We start from the raw sequence: 18,442 nt of genomic DNA, 5'->3' as shown, positions 1-18,442 counted from the left end.
TTCGACCCGAAACACTGCTATTTTTTAAAGAGGGGCAAGTGCGAATAAATTCGCACCTACGCATGCATGGCATCGCTTTCATGTGAAACGAAGACCGGCTTTAAAACGTGTGGCTAGTAAGTACGGTAAAAGCGAGAAAAAATACGGCCCGAACGCAACACAGTTAAGTAAAAAATTAAGATCACGGTAAGTTCACCATGAGATATTTACCGTGAGTTGACTTTGGAACAGAGCAATTAAACACAACATATGAAAATATTAGTCACTGGAGGTGCCGGGTTTATAGGCTCGGCTCTGGTTCGTTATCTGATCAATGAGACCGAACACAGCGTTATCAATGTCGACAAGCTCACCTATGCGGGCAATCTCGAATCGCTCAAATCGATAGAAGCCAATGCGCGCTACCATTTTGAACAGGCCGATATCTGCGATGCCGCCAAAATCGAGCAGCTATTCCAGCACTATCAGCCCGATGCGGTCATGCACCTGGCGGCCGAATCCCATGTGGACCGCTCCATCGATGGCCCGGCCGCCTTCATACAAGCCAATATCGTCGGCACTTATACATTGCTGGAAGCCGCACGCAAATACTGGCAGGCAATGGCCGACGCGCAAAAGCAAGCGTTCCGTTTTCACCATATCTCGACCGATGAAGTCTACGGCGCCTTGGGCGAGACCGGGCTTTTTACCGAAGAAACCGCCTATGATCCAAGCTCGCCCTACTCGGCCAGCAAGGCCTCATCGGATCATTTGGTCAGAGCCTGGCACCGGACTTACGGTCTGCCGGTGATCGTCACCAACTGCTCAAATAATTACGGGCCTTTCCATTTCCCCGAAAAGCTGATCCCGCTGGTGATTCTGAATGCCATGGAGGGAAAGCCGCTGCCTGTCTACGGCAAGGGCGACCAGATACGCGACTGGCTTTATGTCGAGGATCATGCACGGGCGCTTTATAAGGTCGTGGCCGAAGGCAGCGTAGGGCAGACCTACAATATCGGCGGCCACAACGAAAAAACCAATCTTGAAGTCGTCAAGACCATCTGCGGCATTCTGGATGAATTAATGCCCGATCATCCCGGAAACATAACGCGCTATGAAGAATTGATCACGCATGTAACGGACCGTCCCGGACACGACAAGCGCTATGCCATCGATGCGAGTAAAATCAATAAGGAGCTCAATTGGGCGCCGAAAGAAACCTTTGAAACCGGCATCAGGAAAACCGTGCAATGGTATATCGATAATCCAGCCTGGTGGCAAAGCGTGCAGGACGGCAGTTATCGGCGCGAACGGTTAGGCTTGGGCACAAAGTAAAAAACCAGACAACTCTGAATCACTACTGACAGGAAAAATAGAGCATGAAAGGAATAATATTGGCAGGCGGTTCAGGAACGCGCTTGCATCCCGTTACCTTAGGCATCTCAAAGCAACTCTTGCCGGTTTACGACAAGCCCATGATTTATTACCCGCTGAGCATTTTCATGCTGGCGGGCATACAGCAAGTGCTCATCATTTCAACGCCGCAGGATATCGGCCGGTTTGAGCAGCTATTGGGCGACGGCAGCCAATGGGGCATGCAGCTTGAATATGCTGTCCAGCCCTCGCCGGACGGCTTGGCCCAGGCTTTTATTATCGGCGAGAAATTTATAGGGAATGATCCATGCGCATTAATACTGGGAGACAACCTGTTTTATGGGCATGATCTGGAGAAACTGCTGAAACGCTCGGTGCAAAAGACAAAGGGCGCAACCGTTTTCGCCTATCCCGTGCAGGACCCGGAACGTTATGGCGTTGTTGAGTTTGACGGTGAAGGAACCGCCGTCTCTCTGGAAGAAAAGCCGCTTAAGCCCAAATCCCGCTATGCGGTGACCGGCCTTTATTTTTATGACAATCAGGTCGTGGAGATCGCCAAATCGATAAAGCCTTCGGCCCGCGGCGAGCTGGAAATCACCGATGTCAACCGCTGCTATCTGGAGCAGAACACCTTGTCCGTGGAGCTGATGGGCCGCGGCATGGCCTGGCTGGATACCGGCACCCATGAGTCCCTGCTGGATGCATCGCAATTTATACAGACCATTGAAAAACGGCAGGGGCTGAAAATAGCTTGTCTGGAAGAAATTGCCTGGCGCAATGGCTGGATTGATGATGACAAGCTCAGGCAGTTAATGAAGCCGTTGCTGAAGAGCGAGTATGGTAATTATCTGATGAGGCTGCTTGAGAAGTGAGTTTGTTGATGGCAATGTTTAAAGACGTTGCTGTTACTGAGCTTGCTAATCCTGCGAAATGTCCGGAGTTCAAACTTTTATAGTTGAATTTCCGGAAATTCGTAGAATTTGGTTTGGACGCTACGGTTAGTGCAACCGTCAATTCAAAGGATTATGCTCACGTGAAGCTGAATGGTCTTCGGTTTCCACGGGCACGAGTTCATAACCTTCAAGAGTTACGTCATCTTCTGCGCCAACATACACACGGATTTCGATGTCTTCTACGGGCGCATCAAGCTGAATCTGCTCTTCCGCTAGTACTCTTTTATCATGTACTGTCGGTTTCAATGCAAATATCCCATGCTGGACAGCGCCCCGGCTAGAAACTACATCCACCAATGGCGAGTTCGATTTTTCACACTTGCCATGAAGGATGAGTTTATATTTTCCTGCCGCAATAGGTTTGTACGGGCCAAATGCAAGATAGCCAGGGCGCCCATCTGAAACAATTGCGTTATTTTTTATTTGACCCACTGCCCTAGGTAATACATTGAGTGATAGTCCAAAAAATTGAAGTGCGGGGAGTCTAGGAAGGGGGGGGTCTTCAGTACTAACAATTTCGTACCCATCAATTGATACTTGATCGATATCGTCAATATGCAGCCTGATCTCAAGATCCATAATCTGTTCCTCTAACTCAAACGGTACCCGCACTTCACGGGTCAAGCATCCAGCATTACATAGCTTCCCTTCGTAATGAACTTTTCTTCCTCGATCACTCGCAATGTCAATAACAGCGGTATCCCCACCAAAAAAATCTCCGTGTACAATTAGGTAATAAGATCCCTTATCAAGCTTACGATATGGACCATAGAACAGATATCCCGTCTTCCCTGAGCTAGAGAGCTGATTGTCTTGAATAACGCCGACCTGGGAAAATTTAGCGAGTTCATCAGCCTTGATAAAAAAGCAACCTGATAAAAGACAATGGGCATTTCGGGAAGCAGCATACGATACATCGTTACGCGACCGAATACTCTTAGGGATTTCAACTTGTTTATTGCTATCTTTCACTACCAGAAACAGGTTAGAAGCATGCTCCTTACCAATCATATGCTCTGAAGTACTCCCGATAAATTGCTGGGGATTGTATGTAAGTAAGGGACCATCGCAATTAGTTTTCCACTCATCAGCGGTAATCCGCCTGTAACCATAATTATAAAGATAAAACGAATAAAGACTATAACGCTCGAGCTGAAACAATGATAATTCAGGAGAGAATTTCTCATCAAAGCCGATACACGTGCCCGGCGAAAAATTTATTCTAATTACATCAACGATAGAAGTAGGCTTACTATGACCAGACAATATATTTTTGTGCCATTCCATTTGAGCAGTCGAAGAAAGAATAAATGAGCCAATCATCAATGGTACAGCGGCATACTCACCTAAGATAACAACACATAGGATACCGATAGAGCCAGCCATAATCCATCTAGGAAAATTTACGTTATCAATAACATACTGCGGCCAGAATGCCGGGGTATTGACAAGATTGTTTTCCGGCCCTGATATATTCAGCATTTCAATCAAATATTCCGCGCCTGAGATTGTCATAATAGCCACTAATATAACAACTGACTTTATCTTCGATTGGCGCAATGCAAGAAAACCCACTGTGAGAACTGGTAATACAGTCCCGTCAACATATCGTCCATAAATCCAGTGATCTATGCGTGTTACACCTTCAGCAGCAAACATTGCGGCACCGATACACACAACAAAAAATAAAGACAAAGCCATGAACAATGAAATCGTGGAAATTACATGACTATCATTGCCGTATCGAGATGAGAATAATGTTATTCCTTTATTGAAACAAATAACTAAGCCAAATAACGCCAATCCAAAACTTGAAATTGTTATATAAGATATTTGACCTAATAATTTTGCTGTAAGATCTACCCATAGGTGAGGTTCAGTTATTTTGTTATAAAATGACGAAACACTTGGGTAATGTTCATGCACCGAGTACCCATCTGGTGTCATAGCTACAGATAGCCAAGCATGTAATCCTTTTTTATAAAGAAGAATCAACAGAATAACCAAACTTAGATGTATAACAATCGTTCGATAATTTTTCTCTAGGCGATCAGTAGCGAATATTGTAATAAATGATGCAAGTGCTACACTCAGTCCGGTCGGATGAATCCAATATAAATACCCAACACATAAACTATGAGGAACAATTGAGAGAGCATTGGTCGTCTGCCGTTTTGTTAAAGTAATAACGCAACAAAGAAAAATAAAAACAAATGCGCTTGTCGGAAAAACATAACCAGACATTGTGACCCAAGCTGGATAAAGGGCTGAGACCAAAAGCGCAAAAAATCGGCTAACTCCTGAAATATCGCTGTTCCATATAGTTAGCAGTTGATTTAGAAGAAAGAATGAGCCGAACCAGAGTAACGCATTAATGACCATTGCTCCTGACCAGGCAACGCTCGGCGAATCGAAAATAGCGAAAACTGGGGCAAGAAAAAACGAATATCCGCCATGATAACTAGATGACCCATCAACAACATGCCCCCCCAAAAAAGCAGCCTTTGTGAGATAGCCAATCTCATCTGCGAGATATGCCGGACCAGAATATTCTCTGCTGTAAAACAAAAAAAACAGTGGAATTAGGACAATGATCAGGTATGAAGGCATTGCAGCCTTTTTATTTTTCAATTCCTTCCTCATAATTAACGTCAAACGATGCTGTTGAAATAAAACCAGACAGAGTGAAGTACAATAAATCCCCTGCCACCGTTATCATCCGTCCCAACACTATTGCCAGTAACAAATCAGACTCTGACATCATGCCTTTGAGCAGAAACAGCAACACCAGCTCCCGTACTCCCACACCGGCCGGAGCGCCCGGGGTAACTAGCCCCGCAAGCCAGGCAATCACATAAGAGCCACATAAAACGGAAAAAGTAGAAAAGGTGGTAATTGGTGGTGTAACAAGGAACAAGGCTCCAATGAATACTGAGCCCGATATAGTCAGAAAAATGATTTGCCAGATTAATGCAGCACTGGCAGAAGGAGAAAGGATCCAATGCAGGCTAATGATTACCAATGCTGATATCCAGCCAAATGCTCCTATAGAGGCAGGTATTGATAATTCTGGCCATACCAGCGGAGTAGCAAGGAGACCGAAGATCGCACCGGCCGTAGCAATTAGCCCCAATTCCCATAGGGTTGACTTGGCTAGTGCGCCGGCTGGCAGGCCGGCAGCCATGCCCAGGGCTTGCCGGCCTGCCAAGTGAAATATATTGCCGGGTACATACTTGGCAAGCTGCGACAGACCATAAGTCTTTACGGCCCATTTTCTCTCAACTTCCACACTGAAAAAAGCCAGCAAGTGCCACCATGCCTGAGCCAGCAATACATTGGCTGCGCCGTACATGAGCGCGAGCAAGCCCAACAGCGACCAGGCAGTTGTGTCGAAACGGGTGAAGTCGATCTGTTCTATGTAGGTATTCAGCCGCATGACAACGAACACCACGCCGAGCAGGCCAAATGTTCCACCTACAATGTGGAGCCAGTGTTTCAGGGAAAAATGCATACAGGGCAATCTAATGTTTTACTCGGCAGAGCAACATGGTCCAGGGTAGCGGTGTTTTGACTTCGACGATATCGAAGTAATGGCTCACGAGATCAATGAATGTCTTGGTAGACCAGTGCTGAATATGGCCCGGTGTATTGCCCAGGCTCGTCAGATACTTTCCTCTGGCCAAGTTGAGAGCACACCAGATCGGTTCGCGAGGCACGCTTAAAATGACATAATCGGTTGCGACTCGCTGAAGTGCGGCCAATCCGGCCTCTGGTCGCTCAAGATGTTCAAGTACCTCGCAGCACACAATGAGGTCGGCACTATCGCGCTCCGGCTCTATGTCATAAATGCTGCGAGCAGCAAAAATGCTGGGCGATATGCCTCGGTTCTTTGCGTTTTCATGCGCAAGGCCTATAACCTTTTCAGAGAAATCACTGCCGCGCGCCTTGATGCCTTGCTGGTTCCAATCCAAAACCCAGTAACCTTCACCACATCCGATCTCATGGATGGTTTCTGGCTTCACTTTGATAACCAGACTGGAAAGCGCGTCGGCAAATCCTTTCATGAGCCAGCGCACGACAGGATTTTTTGATCCATATTTATCGTACGCATTGCCTACCACGATTCCATCTTCTTGCAGTCCGCCGGAAATTTTCATTTTAATGCTCCTTATGAGGATAATGTTCTGTTGTCCGATCGAGTCCCGCGTCAGCTTCTCCTCCTGACTTCAGCCTGAACCGAACATCCTCCAGCAGTTTGCGGTTCGCCGCCAGCAAATCGGCCAGGAACGCCACCAATATGGCTTGAAATCCCATCGCCAGCAAGGCACCGGCCAGAATCAGGGACTGAACGTGTCCTGCGCCCTCTCCGCTCAGGTAATTCAACAGGAACCGCAATCCGATCAGGAAGCCCGCGCCAAATAGTATCGCGCCAATCGTCCCGAAAAACCGGAACGGCCGATATATGATAAAAATACGAATGATAGTGGCAATGCTGCGCTTGATGTAAGAAGGAATGCTTTTTACCAGTCGTGAAGGACGCAGATCCTCATTCACTCGAACGGGGACCGAGGTGATGGCCATATTCTTCTGGCCGGCCTGGATGATGGTTTCCAATGTATAGGTATAGTTGTTGAACACCATCAGGCGTTGTGCGGCTGCGCGGCTCATGGCGCGGAAACCGCTGGGGGCGTCGGGGATGTCGGTATTGCTGGCTACGCGTACCACCCAACTGCCCAGTTTCTGCAGCATCTTTTTGATGGGGGAAAAGTGTTCTATGGTTTCAATCGGGCGTGCGCCGACCACGATATCGGCCCGATGCTCAAGAATGGGCGCGACCAGTGCCGGAATATCGTCGGCGTTGTACTGGTTGTCGGCATCGGTATTGACGATGACATCCGCGCCCAGGCGCAGGCAGGCGTCCAGTCCGGTCATGAAGCCGCGTGCCAGTCCCTGGTTGCGGGTATGGCGCACCACATGATCCACGCCACACTCACGCGCGACTTTGACGGTATCGTCCTGGCTGCCGTCATCGATAACCAGCCATTCGACAGTATCAAAACCAGGGACTGTGCGGGGTAATGCCGATAAAGCAATGGAAAGAGTTTTCGCCTCATTGAAGCACGGGATTTGAATGATTAATTTCAACGGAATTGCCTTGGCTTTTTATTGCTTTTGTCAAAAATAGCCGTTAATCATAATATACGGGAGAATGTACGTCATTCTTTTCATACGATTTTAATAAAAGGGTATCTTTTGCGAAATAGGCGGCAAATAGCTCCTGGGAGGCAGTAATTATGGGTATTTTAGAATGATGCGTTTTTTATTGCGAGAGTGTAAGGCATTAAAGGTCGCCTGACTTTTGGTGTTTGTTTATGATGAATGCACCGATGCCTGAGCTGTTCAGTGTGACATTTATTAGCTTGATTGATCCTGTATATCATTTGGCAAAATTATAAAGATTGCAGATATTGCAAATATTGCAAAGATAAAATCCATAGAGCAAATTTATTGCGTATGTCTCTTTGTAATTGTAAAGTTTTTCTAACAAATAATGCGCTCCGTTTTTTAATTGAGGCAATCCTGTTTCACAGCCTCAGGGTTATTGCTCGCTTTCTTCTTCTAAAGGTATAATGCAAGGTCCTATCTGCCGCTGCTTTTGGGTTTCAATATTTCTCAGTCGAATTTCACAGTTAAATTCATTACTTTGGTTGGAAATGCTCGACTTGTAGTATTGATGGAAAATCAATTAGTTAAGCGCCATGTTTTATGTGCCGTGTGGGGTACAGACATTGCAGAGCCATCTAAAAAATTTAGAAAAAAATGGGTTTAAAAATAATACCAACGATACTATGTGGCGGTGCAGGATCACGTCTTTGGCCTGTTTCCCGGGAGTCGCATCCCAAACCCTTCATTCGTCTGGCCGATGGGCAAAGTCTTCTACAGAAGGCTTGGCTGCGCGGCGCGGCGTTGCCGGGAGTGGCCGAAGTGCTTACGGTTACCAATCGCGATCTTTTCTTCAAAACCGAGGACGAGTATCGCCAAGTGGCCGGCAGCACTTATAAACATCTTGGCAATAGCTTCATCCTGGAGCCCTTTGGCCGCAATACGGCTCCGGCTATCGCCGCAGCTGCGCTGCAAGTAGCGAAAACCCATGGGCAAGACGCTCTTTTGCTGGTGTTGGCCGCCGACCATCTGATTGTTGATCAGCCGGCTTTTGCCGAGGCCGTGGCGCAGGCCAAGCAGCTTGCGCAGCAGGGCAAGCTTGTCACTTTCGGCATTCGGCCCGAAGCACCTGAAACCGGCTACGGTTATATTGAAGCCGAAGGCAATGCCGTCCTGCGTTTTGTAGAGAAACCCAGCCTCGATAAAGCCAGGGAATATGTCGAATCAGGTCGCTATTTCTGGAATTCGGGTATGTTCTGCTTTGCCGCCGGTACGCTGATACATGAAATGGAACAACATTGCCCGGCGATATTGTCCGCTGTCCGCGCCTGCATGGAGCAATCCCGCAGGGCCGAAGGCAAAGGCTTTACGCAGGTCGAGCTCAATCCGGAAGCCTTTGATCCAGTGCCCGACGATTCCATTGATTATGCGGTGATGGAAAAATCCGGCAATGTTGCGGTCGTGCCCTGCAGCATCGGCTGGAGCGACATCGGTTCCTGGAGCGCACTGGGCGATCTGTCCGAGCCCGATGCGCGAGGCAACCGCATTGAAGGCGAAGCGCTGCTGCATGATGTGAGCAACTGCTATATTAAAAGCAATGGACGCATTATCGGCGCCGTGGGCGTCAACAATCTGATCGTTATCGATACGCCGGACGCGCTGTTGGTTGCGGACCGCGATCGTGCCCAGGATGTCAAACATCTTTATGCCGGCCTTAAAACCCAAGGTCACGAAGCCCATAAACTCCACAGGACCGTATATCGCCCCTGGGGGACTTACACCGTTCTGGAAGAAGGACCGCGCTTCAAGATCAAGCGAATCGAAGTCAAGCCGGGCGCCAGCCTCAGCTTGCAATTGCATCACCACCGCAGCGAACACTGGATTGTGGTCAGCGGCATGGCGAAAGTGGTCAATAGTGATCGAGAACTATTCGTCAATACTAACGAGTCTATATGTGTTCCAGCCGGTCACAAGCACCGCCTGGAAAATCCGGGGGTAGTCAATCTGATCATGATTGAAGTGCAGAGCGGTGAATATCTGGGCGAGGATGATATCGTCCGTTTCGATGATAAATATGGTCGGGTTGCATCATGAAGTTACCTTGTTTTAAAGCCTACGATATTCGCGGGCGTTTGGGCGAAGAGCTCAATGAAGAAATCGCCTACCGCATTGGCCGCGCCTATGCGCAACATCTAGGCGCCAAGCGGGTTGCTGTCGGAGGTGATATTCGCCTCACCAGCGAGCCTCTCAAGCAGGCTCTGGCCAATGGCTTGATGGATGGCGGCGCCGATGTGATCGATATCGGCATGACCGGCACCGAAGAAGTGTACTTTGCCGCGTTCCATCTGGATGTTGACGGCGGCATCGAAGTGACCGCCAGTCATAATCCCATGGATTATAACGGCATGAAGCTGGTGCGCCGCAATGCTCAGCCTATCAGCGGCGATACGGGGCTGAAGGCTATTCAGGCGCTGGCCGAAGCTAATCAGTTTGAACCGGCAGCCGGGCGAGGCACACTGACCCGACAATCCGTTCTTGCCCCCTATGTGGCCCATTTGCTGACCTATATCGATACCGCCGCATTGAAACCGCTTAAACTGGTCGTCAATGCCGGCAATGGCGCGGCCGGCCATGTTATTGACGCGATAGAGTCAGTATTCAAGCAACAGGGCGTGCCGGTTATGTTTATCAAAGTTAACCATCAGCCCGACGGCACTTTTCCGAACGGCATTCCCAATCCCTTGCTGCCGGAAAACCGCGCCGCGACGGCGCAGGCTGTCAAAGACCATCGAGCCGATATGGGCATTGCCTGGGACGGTGATTTCGACCGCTGCTTCTTGTTCGATGAAAACGGCGAATTTATTGAAGGCTATTACATCGTCGGCCTTTTGGCGGCCGCTTTTCTGGCTAAGCACCCCGGCGAAAAAATCATCCATGACCCGCGCCTGACCTGGAATACGATTGACGTTGTGACGTGCGCAGGCGGTATTCCCGTCCAGTCCAAAACCGGGCATGCTTTTATTAAAGAACGCATGCGCGCTGAAAATGCCATCTATGGCGGCGAAATGAGCGCTCATCACTACTTCCGTGATTTTGCCTACTGCGATAGCGGCATGATACCCTGGCTGCTGGTAGCCGAATTGATCTGTCATAGCGGCAAACCTTTGTCGCAACTGGTGGGCGAACGTATTCAGGCCTATCCGTGCAGTGGCGAAATCAATTACACAGTTGCTGATGCCGAAGCGGCGTTGCAGGCAGTACGCGATTACTATGCTGATTCACACGCACTCACAGACACGACTGACGGTCTCAGCCTGGAATTTGCCGATTGGCGACTTAATTTGCGCAGTTCAAACACTGAACCGTTGCTGCGCTTGAATATTGAAACCCGATCCAATCCATCAGCCGTACAGGAACGGCTTGCTGAAGTTGAATCACTTATCCGGAAAAACGCTTGATGTTCGGAATGCTGTCTGCCGCTTGGCGTTATCGCTTTTTTATTTTTTCATCCATTAAAACTGAATTACAGACTAAATTCATACGCAGTAAATTGGGCGGCCTTTGGATGATTCTGCACCCGCTTTCGCAGGTGCTTATTTTTGCCTTTGTGTTGTCGGCCGTGTTGTCGGCCAAGCTGCCCGGCATCGATAATCAATACGCTTATGCCATTTACCTGATGTCGGGTACTTTGGGCTGGTCTTTGTTTGCTGAAATCGTTAATCGTTGCTTGACGCTGTTTATCGATAACGGCAATCTCCTCAAGAAACTGGTATTCCCGAAGATTGCCTTGCCGCTTATCGTTACCGGCAGTGCTTTAGTCAACAATACCTTGCTCTTTGCCGCCATTTTGGCGATTTTCGGTGCGCTGGGGCACATGCCCGGCGTAGAGGTTTTTTGGCTGCCTGTGCTCATGGTAGTCAATATCGCACTGGCGCTCGGGCTGGGTCTGGCCTTGGGCGTGCTCAACGTCTTTATGCGCGATATCGGACAGATCGTGCCCGTCATTATGCAATTTCTGTTCTGGTTCACCCCTATTGTTTACATGGCAAATATTATCCCGGAAGAATACCGAAACTGGCTTGAGTTTAATCCGCTGATTCCCATCATCACGGGCTATCAAAATATACTTTTGTATAACCATGCCCCTGATTGGGCCGGTTTAGGCGTAATCGCTCTTATCGCAATGATTCTGCTCGCTTTTGCTCTGTTTTTGTTTCGCAAAGCCAGTCCTGAAATGGTGGACCAACTATGAGTGGTGAACTGCACGTACAAAATCTGGGAAAGTCCTACCGCCAGTGGGGCAGCGAATGGCGGCGGATGGCTTCGTGGTTTTTTCCATTCATCGCGCCACGCGAGGAGCACTGGGTTCTCAAAGATGTGAGTTTTTCCATTGGCCCTGGCGAGGCTGTAGGCATCGTCGGCCAGAATGGTGCCGGCAAAAGTACTCTGCTCAAGCTCATTACCGGCACTACCAGCCCTACGCAAGGCCAAGCCCAGGTGTGTGGGCGCGTGGCGGCAATCCTGGAGCTGGGCATGGGCTTCAGCCCTGATTTGACGGGGCGGCAGAACGCCTATCATTCCGCTGGGCTCATGGGATACAGCCAGGCTGAAATTGAACGGGCAATGCCTGAAATCGAAGACTTTGCCGAAGTCGGGGAGTATTTTGACCAGCCTGTGCGCACTTACTCCAGCGGTATGCAAATGCGCGTGGCATTCAGCGTGGCAACGGCTTTTAAACCTGACCTGCTCATTGTGGATGAGGCGCTGTCAGTGGGTGATAGTTACTTTCAGCACAAGAGCTTTGATCGTATGCGTCAGTTCCGAGATGAGGGCGTTTCCATCATGCTCGTTACCCACAGTATGGGGGATGTGCGTACCTTGTGTGATCGTGTCATTTTGCTGGATAAAGGGCGTGTGCTCAAAGACGGTCAACCTGACGAAGTCGTCGATTATTACAACGCACTTATCGCCGAAAAAGAAAACGCCAATCTGAATGTCGAACAGCGTCGTGAAAAAAATGGCTGGTTGTTGACCAAAAGTGGTACCGGCGAGGCACGCGTTAAAAAGCTTCAGTTGCTGGATGCCGCTTCAGGCGACGAGTTAGCCGCTGCCCAAGTCGGGCAAGCCGTGGAACTGCGGTTAGAAGCATCCGTTCATGCAGATATCCCCAATCTGGTTCTTGGCTACATGATCCGCGATAAACAAGGCCATGTAATATGGGGTACCAATACATGGCACACGCGCCAAATACAAAAGGATGTCAAACCTGGCGAGACAGTTGTCTTCAGATTGCCTTTTACTTGCACCTTAGGGCCGGGTTCTTACTCTGTATCCCCGGCATTGGTTAGCTCTGATACACATCTAACCGATAACTATGAATGGGTGGATAACCTTCTTGTGTTTGATGTAATCAATATGAATCAAGAATATTTCATCGGTAGTAACTGGCTTGATGCTCAGTTTTCCATCTTTCGCCAGCAAGAGGAATATGCTCAATGAGTTTTGTCTCATATGCTCAAAATTTTGAAGATGTGATGCTTTGGCGTGCGCTCAAGCATGTGCAAAATGGTGTTTATGTTGATGTAGGCGCACAGCATCCTGTAGTTGATTCTGTCAGCAAGGCCTTTTATGAGCATGGTTGGCACGGTATTCACATTGAGCCAGTTCCCGCCTATGCTGAGCTTTTGCGAAAAGACAGACCTGATGAAACGGTGTTGCAAGTGGCATTGGCAGATGTCGAAGGTATGCTTGAACTTAATGTCATTCCTGATACGGGTTTAAGCACCGCTGTGGATGAGTACGCGCAGCTCCATCGGATTGAGAGAGGCTATGTGCCTCAACGTATCCAAGTGCCTGTTTTAACATTGAAAACAGCAACTGAGTCGCTAATGGGTAAAGATGTCCATTGGCTAAAAATCGATGTTGAAGGGCTTGAAGAACAAGTACTCAAAGGCTGGGACAGCCAAGTTTTGCGCCCTTGGGTTATGGTTGTAGAAGCTACCATTCCTAGTTCACCAGAAACTGGCTATACAAGCTGGGAACCCGTTTTAACAGCGGCTGAGTATCAGTTTGTCTATTTTGATGGGCTCAACCGTTTTTATGTAGCCAGAGAGCATGCCGAACTTGCTGAAGCGTTTTCTTCTCCACCCAATGTATTTGATCGTGTAGAACTAAGCGGCTTGGCAAGCTCAACATTGTGCCAAGGGCTGATAGCAGCACATCAGGCAAGTGAACAAGCATCAGCAGCTCAAATTAATGCTGCCAATGAACATAATACTCAATTGCAAGCCCATGCCCAATGGCTACAAAACGAATGGGATGCGGCAAACAATCATAATACTCAATTGCAAACCCACGCTCAATGGCTACAAAATGGATGGGATACTGCAAGGCAGCGGATCGAAGAACTAAGCAGGAGCATGGGGCAGTTAGAAGCACAGCTTGCATCTGATCAGCAGAGAAATGGGCATCTTGTCTCTGAGCTAAAAGCAGCCAATGAACATAACACTCAATTACAAGCTCATACTCAATGGCTGCAAAATGAGTTTAACGCAGCCAACGAACATAATGCTCGGCTACAAGCCCATGCTCAATGGCTGCAAGGTAATCTAGATGAAGCTAATGCCAAAGTTCATGAACTCAGCCAGGAACATCAACGCATTTATGCCAGCACATTCTGGCGTCTTACCTGGCCATTGCGTAAAACTATGCAAATTGCTAAATGGTCACTGGCTTTACCTGCACGCATAATAGAATGGGCCATTCGCCTGCCCAAGCGTATGGCCAAGCTTTTATTGGTATGGGCTATGCGCAAGAGCCTCAATAATCCTAGTATAAAAAATCGTGCATTAAGTAAGCTTGCTAAATACCCTCGCCTTAAACAACACCTGCGCCTATTAGCCACGAGATCGGGCTTAATAGCTGGTGGAAATATGACATCGAGAGCGGGTCACTCCTTTAGCTTTGAATCTCAGAGTGCTGTTGCGACTACGTATTCATCAAACATGCAAGAAGAGTCAATAGACACCCTCTCGCCCCGTGCCGCTCGTATCTATGCTGAACTCAAAAAATCTATTGATACTAGGAACAATTGATGCGCATTGTGATTGATATGCAAGGAGCCCAATCTACAGGCTCTCGAAATCGCGGCATTGGTCGCTATACTCTTTCTTTGACGCAGGCTATTGCACGCAATCGTGCCGAGCATGACATATTTCTCACTCTCAATGGCTTATTCCCCGACACGATTGAAACGATACGTGCTGCGTTCGAGGATTTGGTGCCGCAAGAAAACATCCGTGTCTGGCAGATGCCCGGTCCGGTGTGTAGCTCGAATAATGAGAATGATTGGCGTCGCCGCAGCGCTGAATTGGTTCGCGAGGCTTTTTTAGCTAGTCTTAAGCCGGATATCGTCCTTGTCAGCAGTTTGTTTGAAGGATTAGGTGATGATGCTGTAACTAGCGTCGGAATTCTAAGCCGCATCATACCAACGGCAGTGGTTCTATACGACTTGATCCCATTGATTCAGCGTCGGCCTTATCTAGAAAATCCAGTGGTTGAATCCTGGTATGAGAATAAACTCGACCATTTGCGACGGGCAGATTTGTTGCTCGCCATTTCTGAATCATCCCGGCAAGAAGGAATTCGATACCTCGGTTTTCCGGGTGAGACATGCGTTAATATCTCAACGGCCGCTGATCCGCAATTTCAACCGCAACAAATTAATTGCGAGAGAGAACAGGAGATTCGTCAGCGTTACGGTTTAAATCGGCCATTCGTGATGTATACAGGAGGCATTGACCACCGCAAGAATATAGAAGGTCTTATTCGCGCCTATGCAATGCTGCCCAAAGCAATCCGCACTGTTCATCAACTTGCCATTGTCTGTTCTATTCAGCCACAAAGTCGAGACTCGCTTGAGAAGCTGGCTAAGGAACAAGGGCTGAAGTCTGATGAGCTAGTGCTGACAGGATTTGTGCCTGAAGAAGATTTGTTGGCGCTCTACAATTTGTGCAAATCATTTGTATTCCCGTCGTGGCATGAAGGCTTTGGCTTACCCGCATTGGAAGCCATGTCTTGCGGCAGGGCGGTGATCGGCGCTAATACTTCCAGCTTGCCGGAGGTAATTGGGCGAGACGATGCATTATTTGACCCGATGTGTGACGAGGCAATCGCTGAAAAACTTGAAGAAGTGCTTACTAATGACGCCTTTCGGTTGGAACTGGAGCGGCATGGGCTGGAGCAGGCTAAACTCTTCTCTTGGGATGTTTGCGCGCGACAGGCAATCACTGCATTTGAAATATTGCATGATAAAGAGATTAGTCAATCGTTGCCAAATGTCATATCAGTTCGCCGTCCTAAACTGGCGTATGTATCGCCATTGCCTCCAGAGCGGAGCGGCATAAGTGATTACAGCGCCGAGCTTCTGCCCGAGCTTTCTCGGCACTACGATATCGATGTAATTATAGCGCAAGAAGCGGTATCCGATCAGTGGATCAAAGCCAATTGCCCGTTACGTAGTGTGGAGTGGTTTAGGGCTCATTCAGATCGTTACGATCGGGTGCTCTACCATTTTGGTAACTCACATTTCCATCAACACATGTTCAGTTTATTAGAAGATGTGCCGGGCATTGTTGTTCTTCATGACTTTTTCTTGTCAAGTATTATAGCGCACATGGAGTTCGTCGGTTATCAGCCTAATTCTTGGGTGAAAGCTCTTTACCGAAGTCATGGCTATGCGGCTGTGCAGAAACATTTTCATGCATCTGACAATGCAGAAGCAGTTTGGCATTATCCGTGCAACCTTGGAGTGCTTCAGAGTGCGCTGGGTGTGATTGTACATTCCGAAAACTCCAGGCGACTGGCAACCCATTGGTATGGTAAAGATGTGGCAAATGATTGGGCCATTGTTCCACATCTGAGAGTCCCAAGATTTAATATTGCTCGAGCGGAAGCACGTAGCCGATTAAAATTAAGCAATGATGATTTTGTGGTGTGCAGTTTTGGTTTGCTGGGACCAATCAAGCTGAACCACCGCTTGCTCAATGCGTGGCTAGCCTCGACGTTGGCGAAAAACGCCAATTGCGTGTTGGTGTTTGTCGGAGAAAATCACAGCGGTGATTACGGAACGGACCTCGTTGCCACGATACGCCGCAGCGGCTTGGACAAGCGTATACGCATCACCGGCTGGGCAGATGCCGATACTTTTCGTCATTATCTTTCGGCGGCCGATGTTGGCGTGCAATTGCGTACACAATCCCGTGGTGAAACGTCGGGAACCGTGCTGGACTGTATGAATTACGGTCTTCCAACTATCGTCAATGCCAATGGTAGTATGGCGGATTTGCCGGATGACGGAGTGTTGAAGCTAGCGGATGAATTTGATGATACGGCATTGATAGCAGCGTTGGAAACTCTATGGCGTGATCCTGCATATCGGCATCAACTGGGGGCAAAGGCGCGAGAGATTATTCTTGAACATCATGCGCCTCGAGCCTGCGCCGATCTCTATGCGGAGGCAATCGAGACAACATACAGAGCGGAGCATACCGGCGTGTCTGCGTTATCCCATGCATTGGCTCACCTTGAGTCGGCGCCAAAAGAAGCACAATCATGGATTTCGTTGGCGGAAGCAATGGCTCTTGTTATTCAGCCCCGGATTGCTCCGCGACAGTTGCTGGTGGATGTCTCGGAACTGGTGCAATATGATTTAAAAAGCGGTATTCAGCGTGTAGTACGCAGTATTCTGAAAGAATTGCTTATCAATCCGCCTGATGGTTATCGGGTGGAGCCAGTCTATGCCTCTACAGATCAAGGCTATCGCTATGCACGCTGCTTTGCTCTCAATTTCCTTGGCATATCCGAGCCCTCTCTAGAGGATGACTTCATTGAGTATCATGCAGGCGACATGTTTCTCTGCCTCGATTTGTCTCATCTAGTCATTTCTCGCCGAGCAGATTTCGAGCAAATGCGGAATCATGGAGTACAAATCTGGTTTACAGTTTATGACCTTCTGCCGATTTTATTACCTAAGGCATTTCCTGATGCGGTCGAGCAACTGCACCATGATTGGCTAGAGGTGCTTGCCGAAGTCGGTAATGCCATATGCATATCCAAGGCTGTAGCAGATGAATTAGCGGCATGGCACAAGATGAGCAGAACAGTCCTTCGACGCCCTTTTAAAATAGACTGGTTTCATTTGGGAGCGGATATAAATGCTTCGATGCCATCGAAAGGTATGCCGGATGACACTAAGCTGGTGTTAAACGCCATTAGCGCTTATCCGAGTTTCTTAATGGTCGGCACACTGGAGCCCCGCAAAGGGCACATTCAAACACTCGACGCGTTTGAAAAAGTATGGTCGCAGGGTATCGAAGTGAATCTGGTTATCGTCGGCAAACAAGGCTGGAAAATGGATTCACTGGTAGATCGCTTGCGTCATCACCCTAGGCTGGGGAAGAATCTATTTTGGTTAGATGGTATCAGCGACGAATACTTAGAAAAAATCTACGCAGTCAGTACGTGTTTGATTGCCGCTAGTGAAGGTGAAGGTTTTGGTTTGCCTCTCATTGAAGCTGCGCAACATAAATTGCCTATTATTGCGCGGGATATTCCAGTATTTCGCGAGGTAGCTGGCGATCATGCATACTACTTCAAAGGCCAGAAGGCTGATTCTATTAAAAAGGCACTTGTTTCATGGCTGAGTTTGAACGCCCAAGGCAAATCGCCAAGTGCAGAAGGGATGGAGTGGTTGACTTGGAAAGGTAGTGTACAGCAGCTTATGGCCAAAATTTTGCCCACTTTACAGCCCAAGAATTAAATAAAACGCTTATAAAAAATATTATTTATACATCCTAAATTATCAACAGCTAGACGAAGCAGATATCGAAATATTACACGCGATACTCAAACTCGCACCATATAGTGAGCTCGTTTTTACGGGATAAGAGTGATTGATTATTAACTCGTAGCGA

Annotated in this window: 12 protein-coding genes; 8 read left to right on the top strand and 4 right to left on the bottom strand. The window is 48.3% G+C overall.

Features of this window, described 5'->3' with window-relative positions:
* The first annotated feature begins 249 nt into the window (after nt 1-249).
* Complete coding sequence (gene rfbB / locus V2P20_RS04695) at nt 250-1,314, top strand: dTDP-glucose 4,6-dehydratase (protein ID WP_331816609.1); 1,065 nt, start codon at nt 250-252, stop codon at nt 1,312-1,314.
* 44 nt (nt 1,315-1,358) lie between these two features.
* Nucleotides 1,359-2,225 (top strand): glucose-1-phosphate thymidylyltransferase RfbA, encoded by an 867-nt coding sequence (rfbA, locus tag V2P20_RS04690; RefSeq protein ID WP_331816608.1) that lies wholly within the window; start codon nt 1,359-1,361, stop codon nt 2,223-2,225.
* Between the two features lie 138 nt (nt 2,226-2,363).
* Here the strand turns inward: rfbA and V2P20_RS04685 are convergent, their stop codons facing one another.
* From V2P20_RS04685 to V2P20_RS04670, 4 genes are read right to left on the bottom strand one after another with little or no spacing between them, the layout of a single operon-like run.
* A complete protein-coding gene (locus tag V2P20_RS04685) occupies nt 2,364-4,937 on the bottom strand; it encodes a hypothetical protein (RefSeq protein ID WP_331816606.1) in 2,574 nt (857 codons plus the stop codon).
* On the bottom strand, nt 4,927-5,817 hold the full coding sequence (locus V2P20_RS04680; RefSeq protein WP_331816604.1) for a hypothetical protein: 891 nt from the start codon (nt 5,815-5,817) through the stop codon (nt 4,927-4,929). Before V2P20_RS04680 ends, V2P20_RS04685 begins: the two co-directional genes overlap by 11 nt.
* 10 nt (nt 5,818-5,827) lie before the next feature.
* The gene (locus V2P20_RS04675; RefSeq protein ID WP_331816602.1) at nt 5,828-6,463 is read right to left on the bottom strand and encodes a class I SAM-dependent methyltransferase; all 636 of its coding nucleotides are present in this window, start codon (nt 6,461-6,463) and stop codon (nt 5,828-5,830) included.
* Nucleotide 6,464: 1 nt separating this feature from the next.
* Complete coding sequence (locus V2P20_RS04670) at nt 6,465-7,451, bottom strand: glycosyltransferase family 2 protein (RefSeq protein WP_331816600.1); 987 nt, start codon at nt 7,449-7,451, stop codon at nt 6,465-6,467.
* 675 nt (nt 7,452-8,126) lie between these two features.
* Between V2P20_RS04670 and V2P20_RS04665 the strand changes: the two genes are divergently transcribed.
* From V2P20_RS04665 to V2P20_RS04640, 6 genes are read left to right on the top strand one after another with little or no spacing between them, the layout of a single operon-like run.
* A complete protein-coding gene (locus tag V2P20_RS04665) occupies nt 8,127-9,563 on the top strand; it encodes a mannose-1-phosphate guanylyltransferase/mannose-6-phosphate isomerase (RefSeq protein ID WP_331816598.1) in 1,437 nt (478 codons plus the stop codon).
* Nucleotides 9,560-10,927 carry a phosphomannomutase CpsG gene (locus V2P20_RS04660; RefSeq protein WP_331816596.1) on the top strand — a complete coding sequence of 456 codons (1,368 nt, stop codon included), beginning with the start codon at nt 9,560-9,562 and terminating at the stop codon, nt 10,925-10,927. The genes V2P20_RS04665 and V2P20_RS04660 overlap by 4 nt, the downstream gene beginning before the upstream one ends.
* Nucleotides 10,927-11,721, top strand: a complete 795-nt coding sequence (locus V2P20_RS04655; protein WP_331816595.1) for an ABC transporter permease — start codon at nt 10,927-10,929, stop codon at nt 11,719-11,721. The genes V2P20_RS04660 and V2P20_RS04655 overlap by 1 nt, the downstream gene beginning before the upstream one ends.
* Nucleotides 11,718-12,968 carry an ABC transporter ATP-binding protein gene (locus V2P20_RS04650; RefSeq protein WP_331816594.1) on the top strand — a complete coding sequence of 417 codons (1,251 nt, stop codon included), beginning with the start codon at nt 11,718-11,720 and terminating at the stop codon, nt 12,966-12,968. Before V2P20_RS04655 ends, V2P20_RS04650 begins: the two co-directional genes overlap by 4 nt.
* Entirely contained in the window at nt 12,965-14,563 is a 1,599-nt protein-coding gene (locus V2P20_RS04645; RefSeq protein WP_331816592.1) for an FkbM family methyltransferase, read from the top strand. The genes V2P20_RS04650 and V2P20_RS04645 overlap by 4 nt, the downstream gene beginning before the upstream one ends.
* Nucleotides 14,563-18,288, top strand: coding sequence for a glycosyltransferase (locus V2P20_RS04640; RefSeq protein WP_331816590.1), 3,726 nt, complete (start codon nt 14,563-14,565; stop codon nt 18,286-18,288). The genes V2P20_RS04645 and V2P20_RS04640 overlap by 1 nt, the downstream gene beginning before the upstream one ends.
* The last annotated feature ends 154 nt before the right edge of the window (nt 18,289-18,442 follow it).

Source organism: Methylobacter sp. Wu1 (assembly GCF_036553575.1).
Classification (GTDB): Bacteria; Pseudomonadota; Gammaproteobacteria; order Methylococcales; family Methylomonadaceae; genus Methylobacter.
Note: the sequence above shows the minus strand (reverse complement) of the source record. Positions and strands in the feature narration are given on the sequence as shown.

Excerpts from the sequence above, each read along its gene's own strand:
- rfbA (WP_331816608.1), top strand. The coding sequence starts at position 1,359 with ATGAAAGGAATAATATTGGCAGGCGGTTCAGGAACGCGCTTGCATCCC.
- V2P20_RS04655 (WP_331816595.1), top strand. The coding sequence starts at position 10,927 with ATGTTCGGAATGCTGTCTGCCGCTTGGCGTTATCGCTTTTTTATTTTT.
- V2P20_RS04675 (WP_331816602.1), bottom strand. The coding sequence starts at position 6,463 with ATGAAAATTTCCGGCGGACTGCAAGAAGATGGAATCGTGGTAGGCAAT.
- V2P20_RS04660 (WP_331816596.1), top strand. The coding sequence starts at position 9,560 with ATGAAGTTACCTTGTTTTAAAGCCTACGATATTCGCGGGCGTTTGGGC.
- V2P20_RS04650 (WP_331816594.1), top strand. The coding sequence starts at position 11,718 with ATGAGTGGTGAACTGCACGTACAAAATCTGGGAAAGTCCTACCGCCAG.
- rfbB (WP_331816609.1), top strand. The coding sequence starts at position 250 with ATGAAAATATTAGTCACTGGAGGTGCCGGGTTTATAGGCTCGGCTCTG.
- V2P20_RS04645 (WP_331816592.1), top strand. The coding sequence starts at position 12,965 with ATGAGTTTTGTCTCATATGCTCAAAATTTTGAAGATGTGATGCTTTGG.
- V2P20_RS04640 (WP_331816590.1), top strand. The coding sequence starts at position 14,563 with ATGCGCATTGTGATTGATATGCAAGGAGCCCAATCTACAGGCTCTCGA.
- V2P20_RS04665 (WP_331816598.1), top strand. The coding sequence starts at position 8,127 with ATGGGTTTAAAAATAATACCAACGATACTATGTGGCGGTGCAGGATCA.
- V2P20_RS04680 (WP_331816604.1), bottom strand. The coding sequence starts at position 5,817 with ATGCATTTTTCCCTGAAACACTGGCTCCACATTGTAGGTGGAACATTT.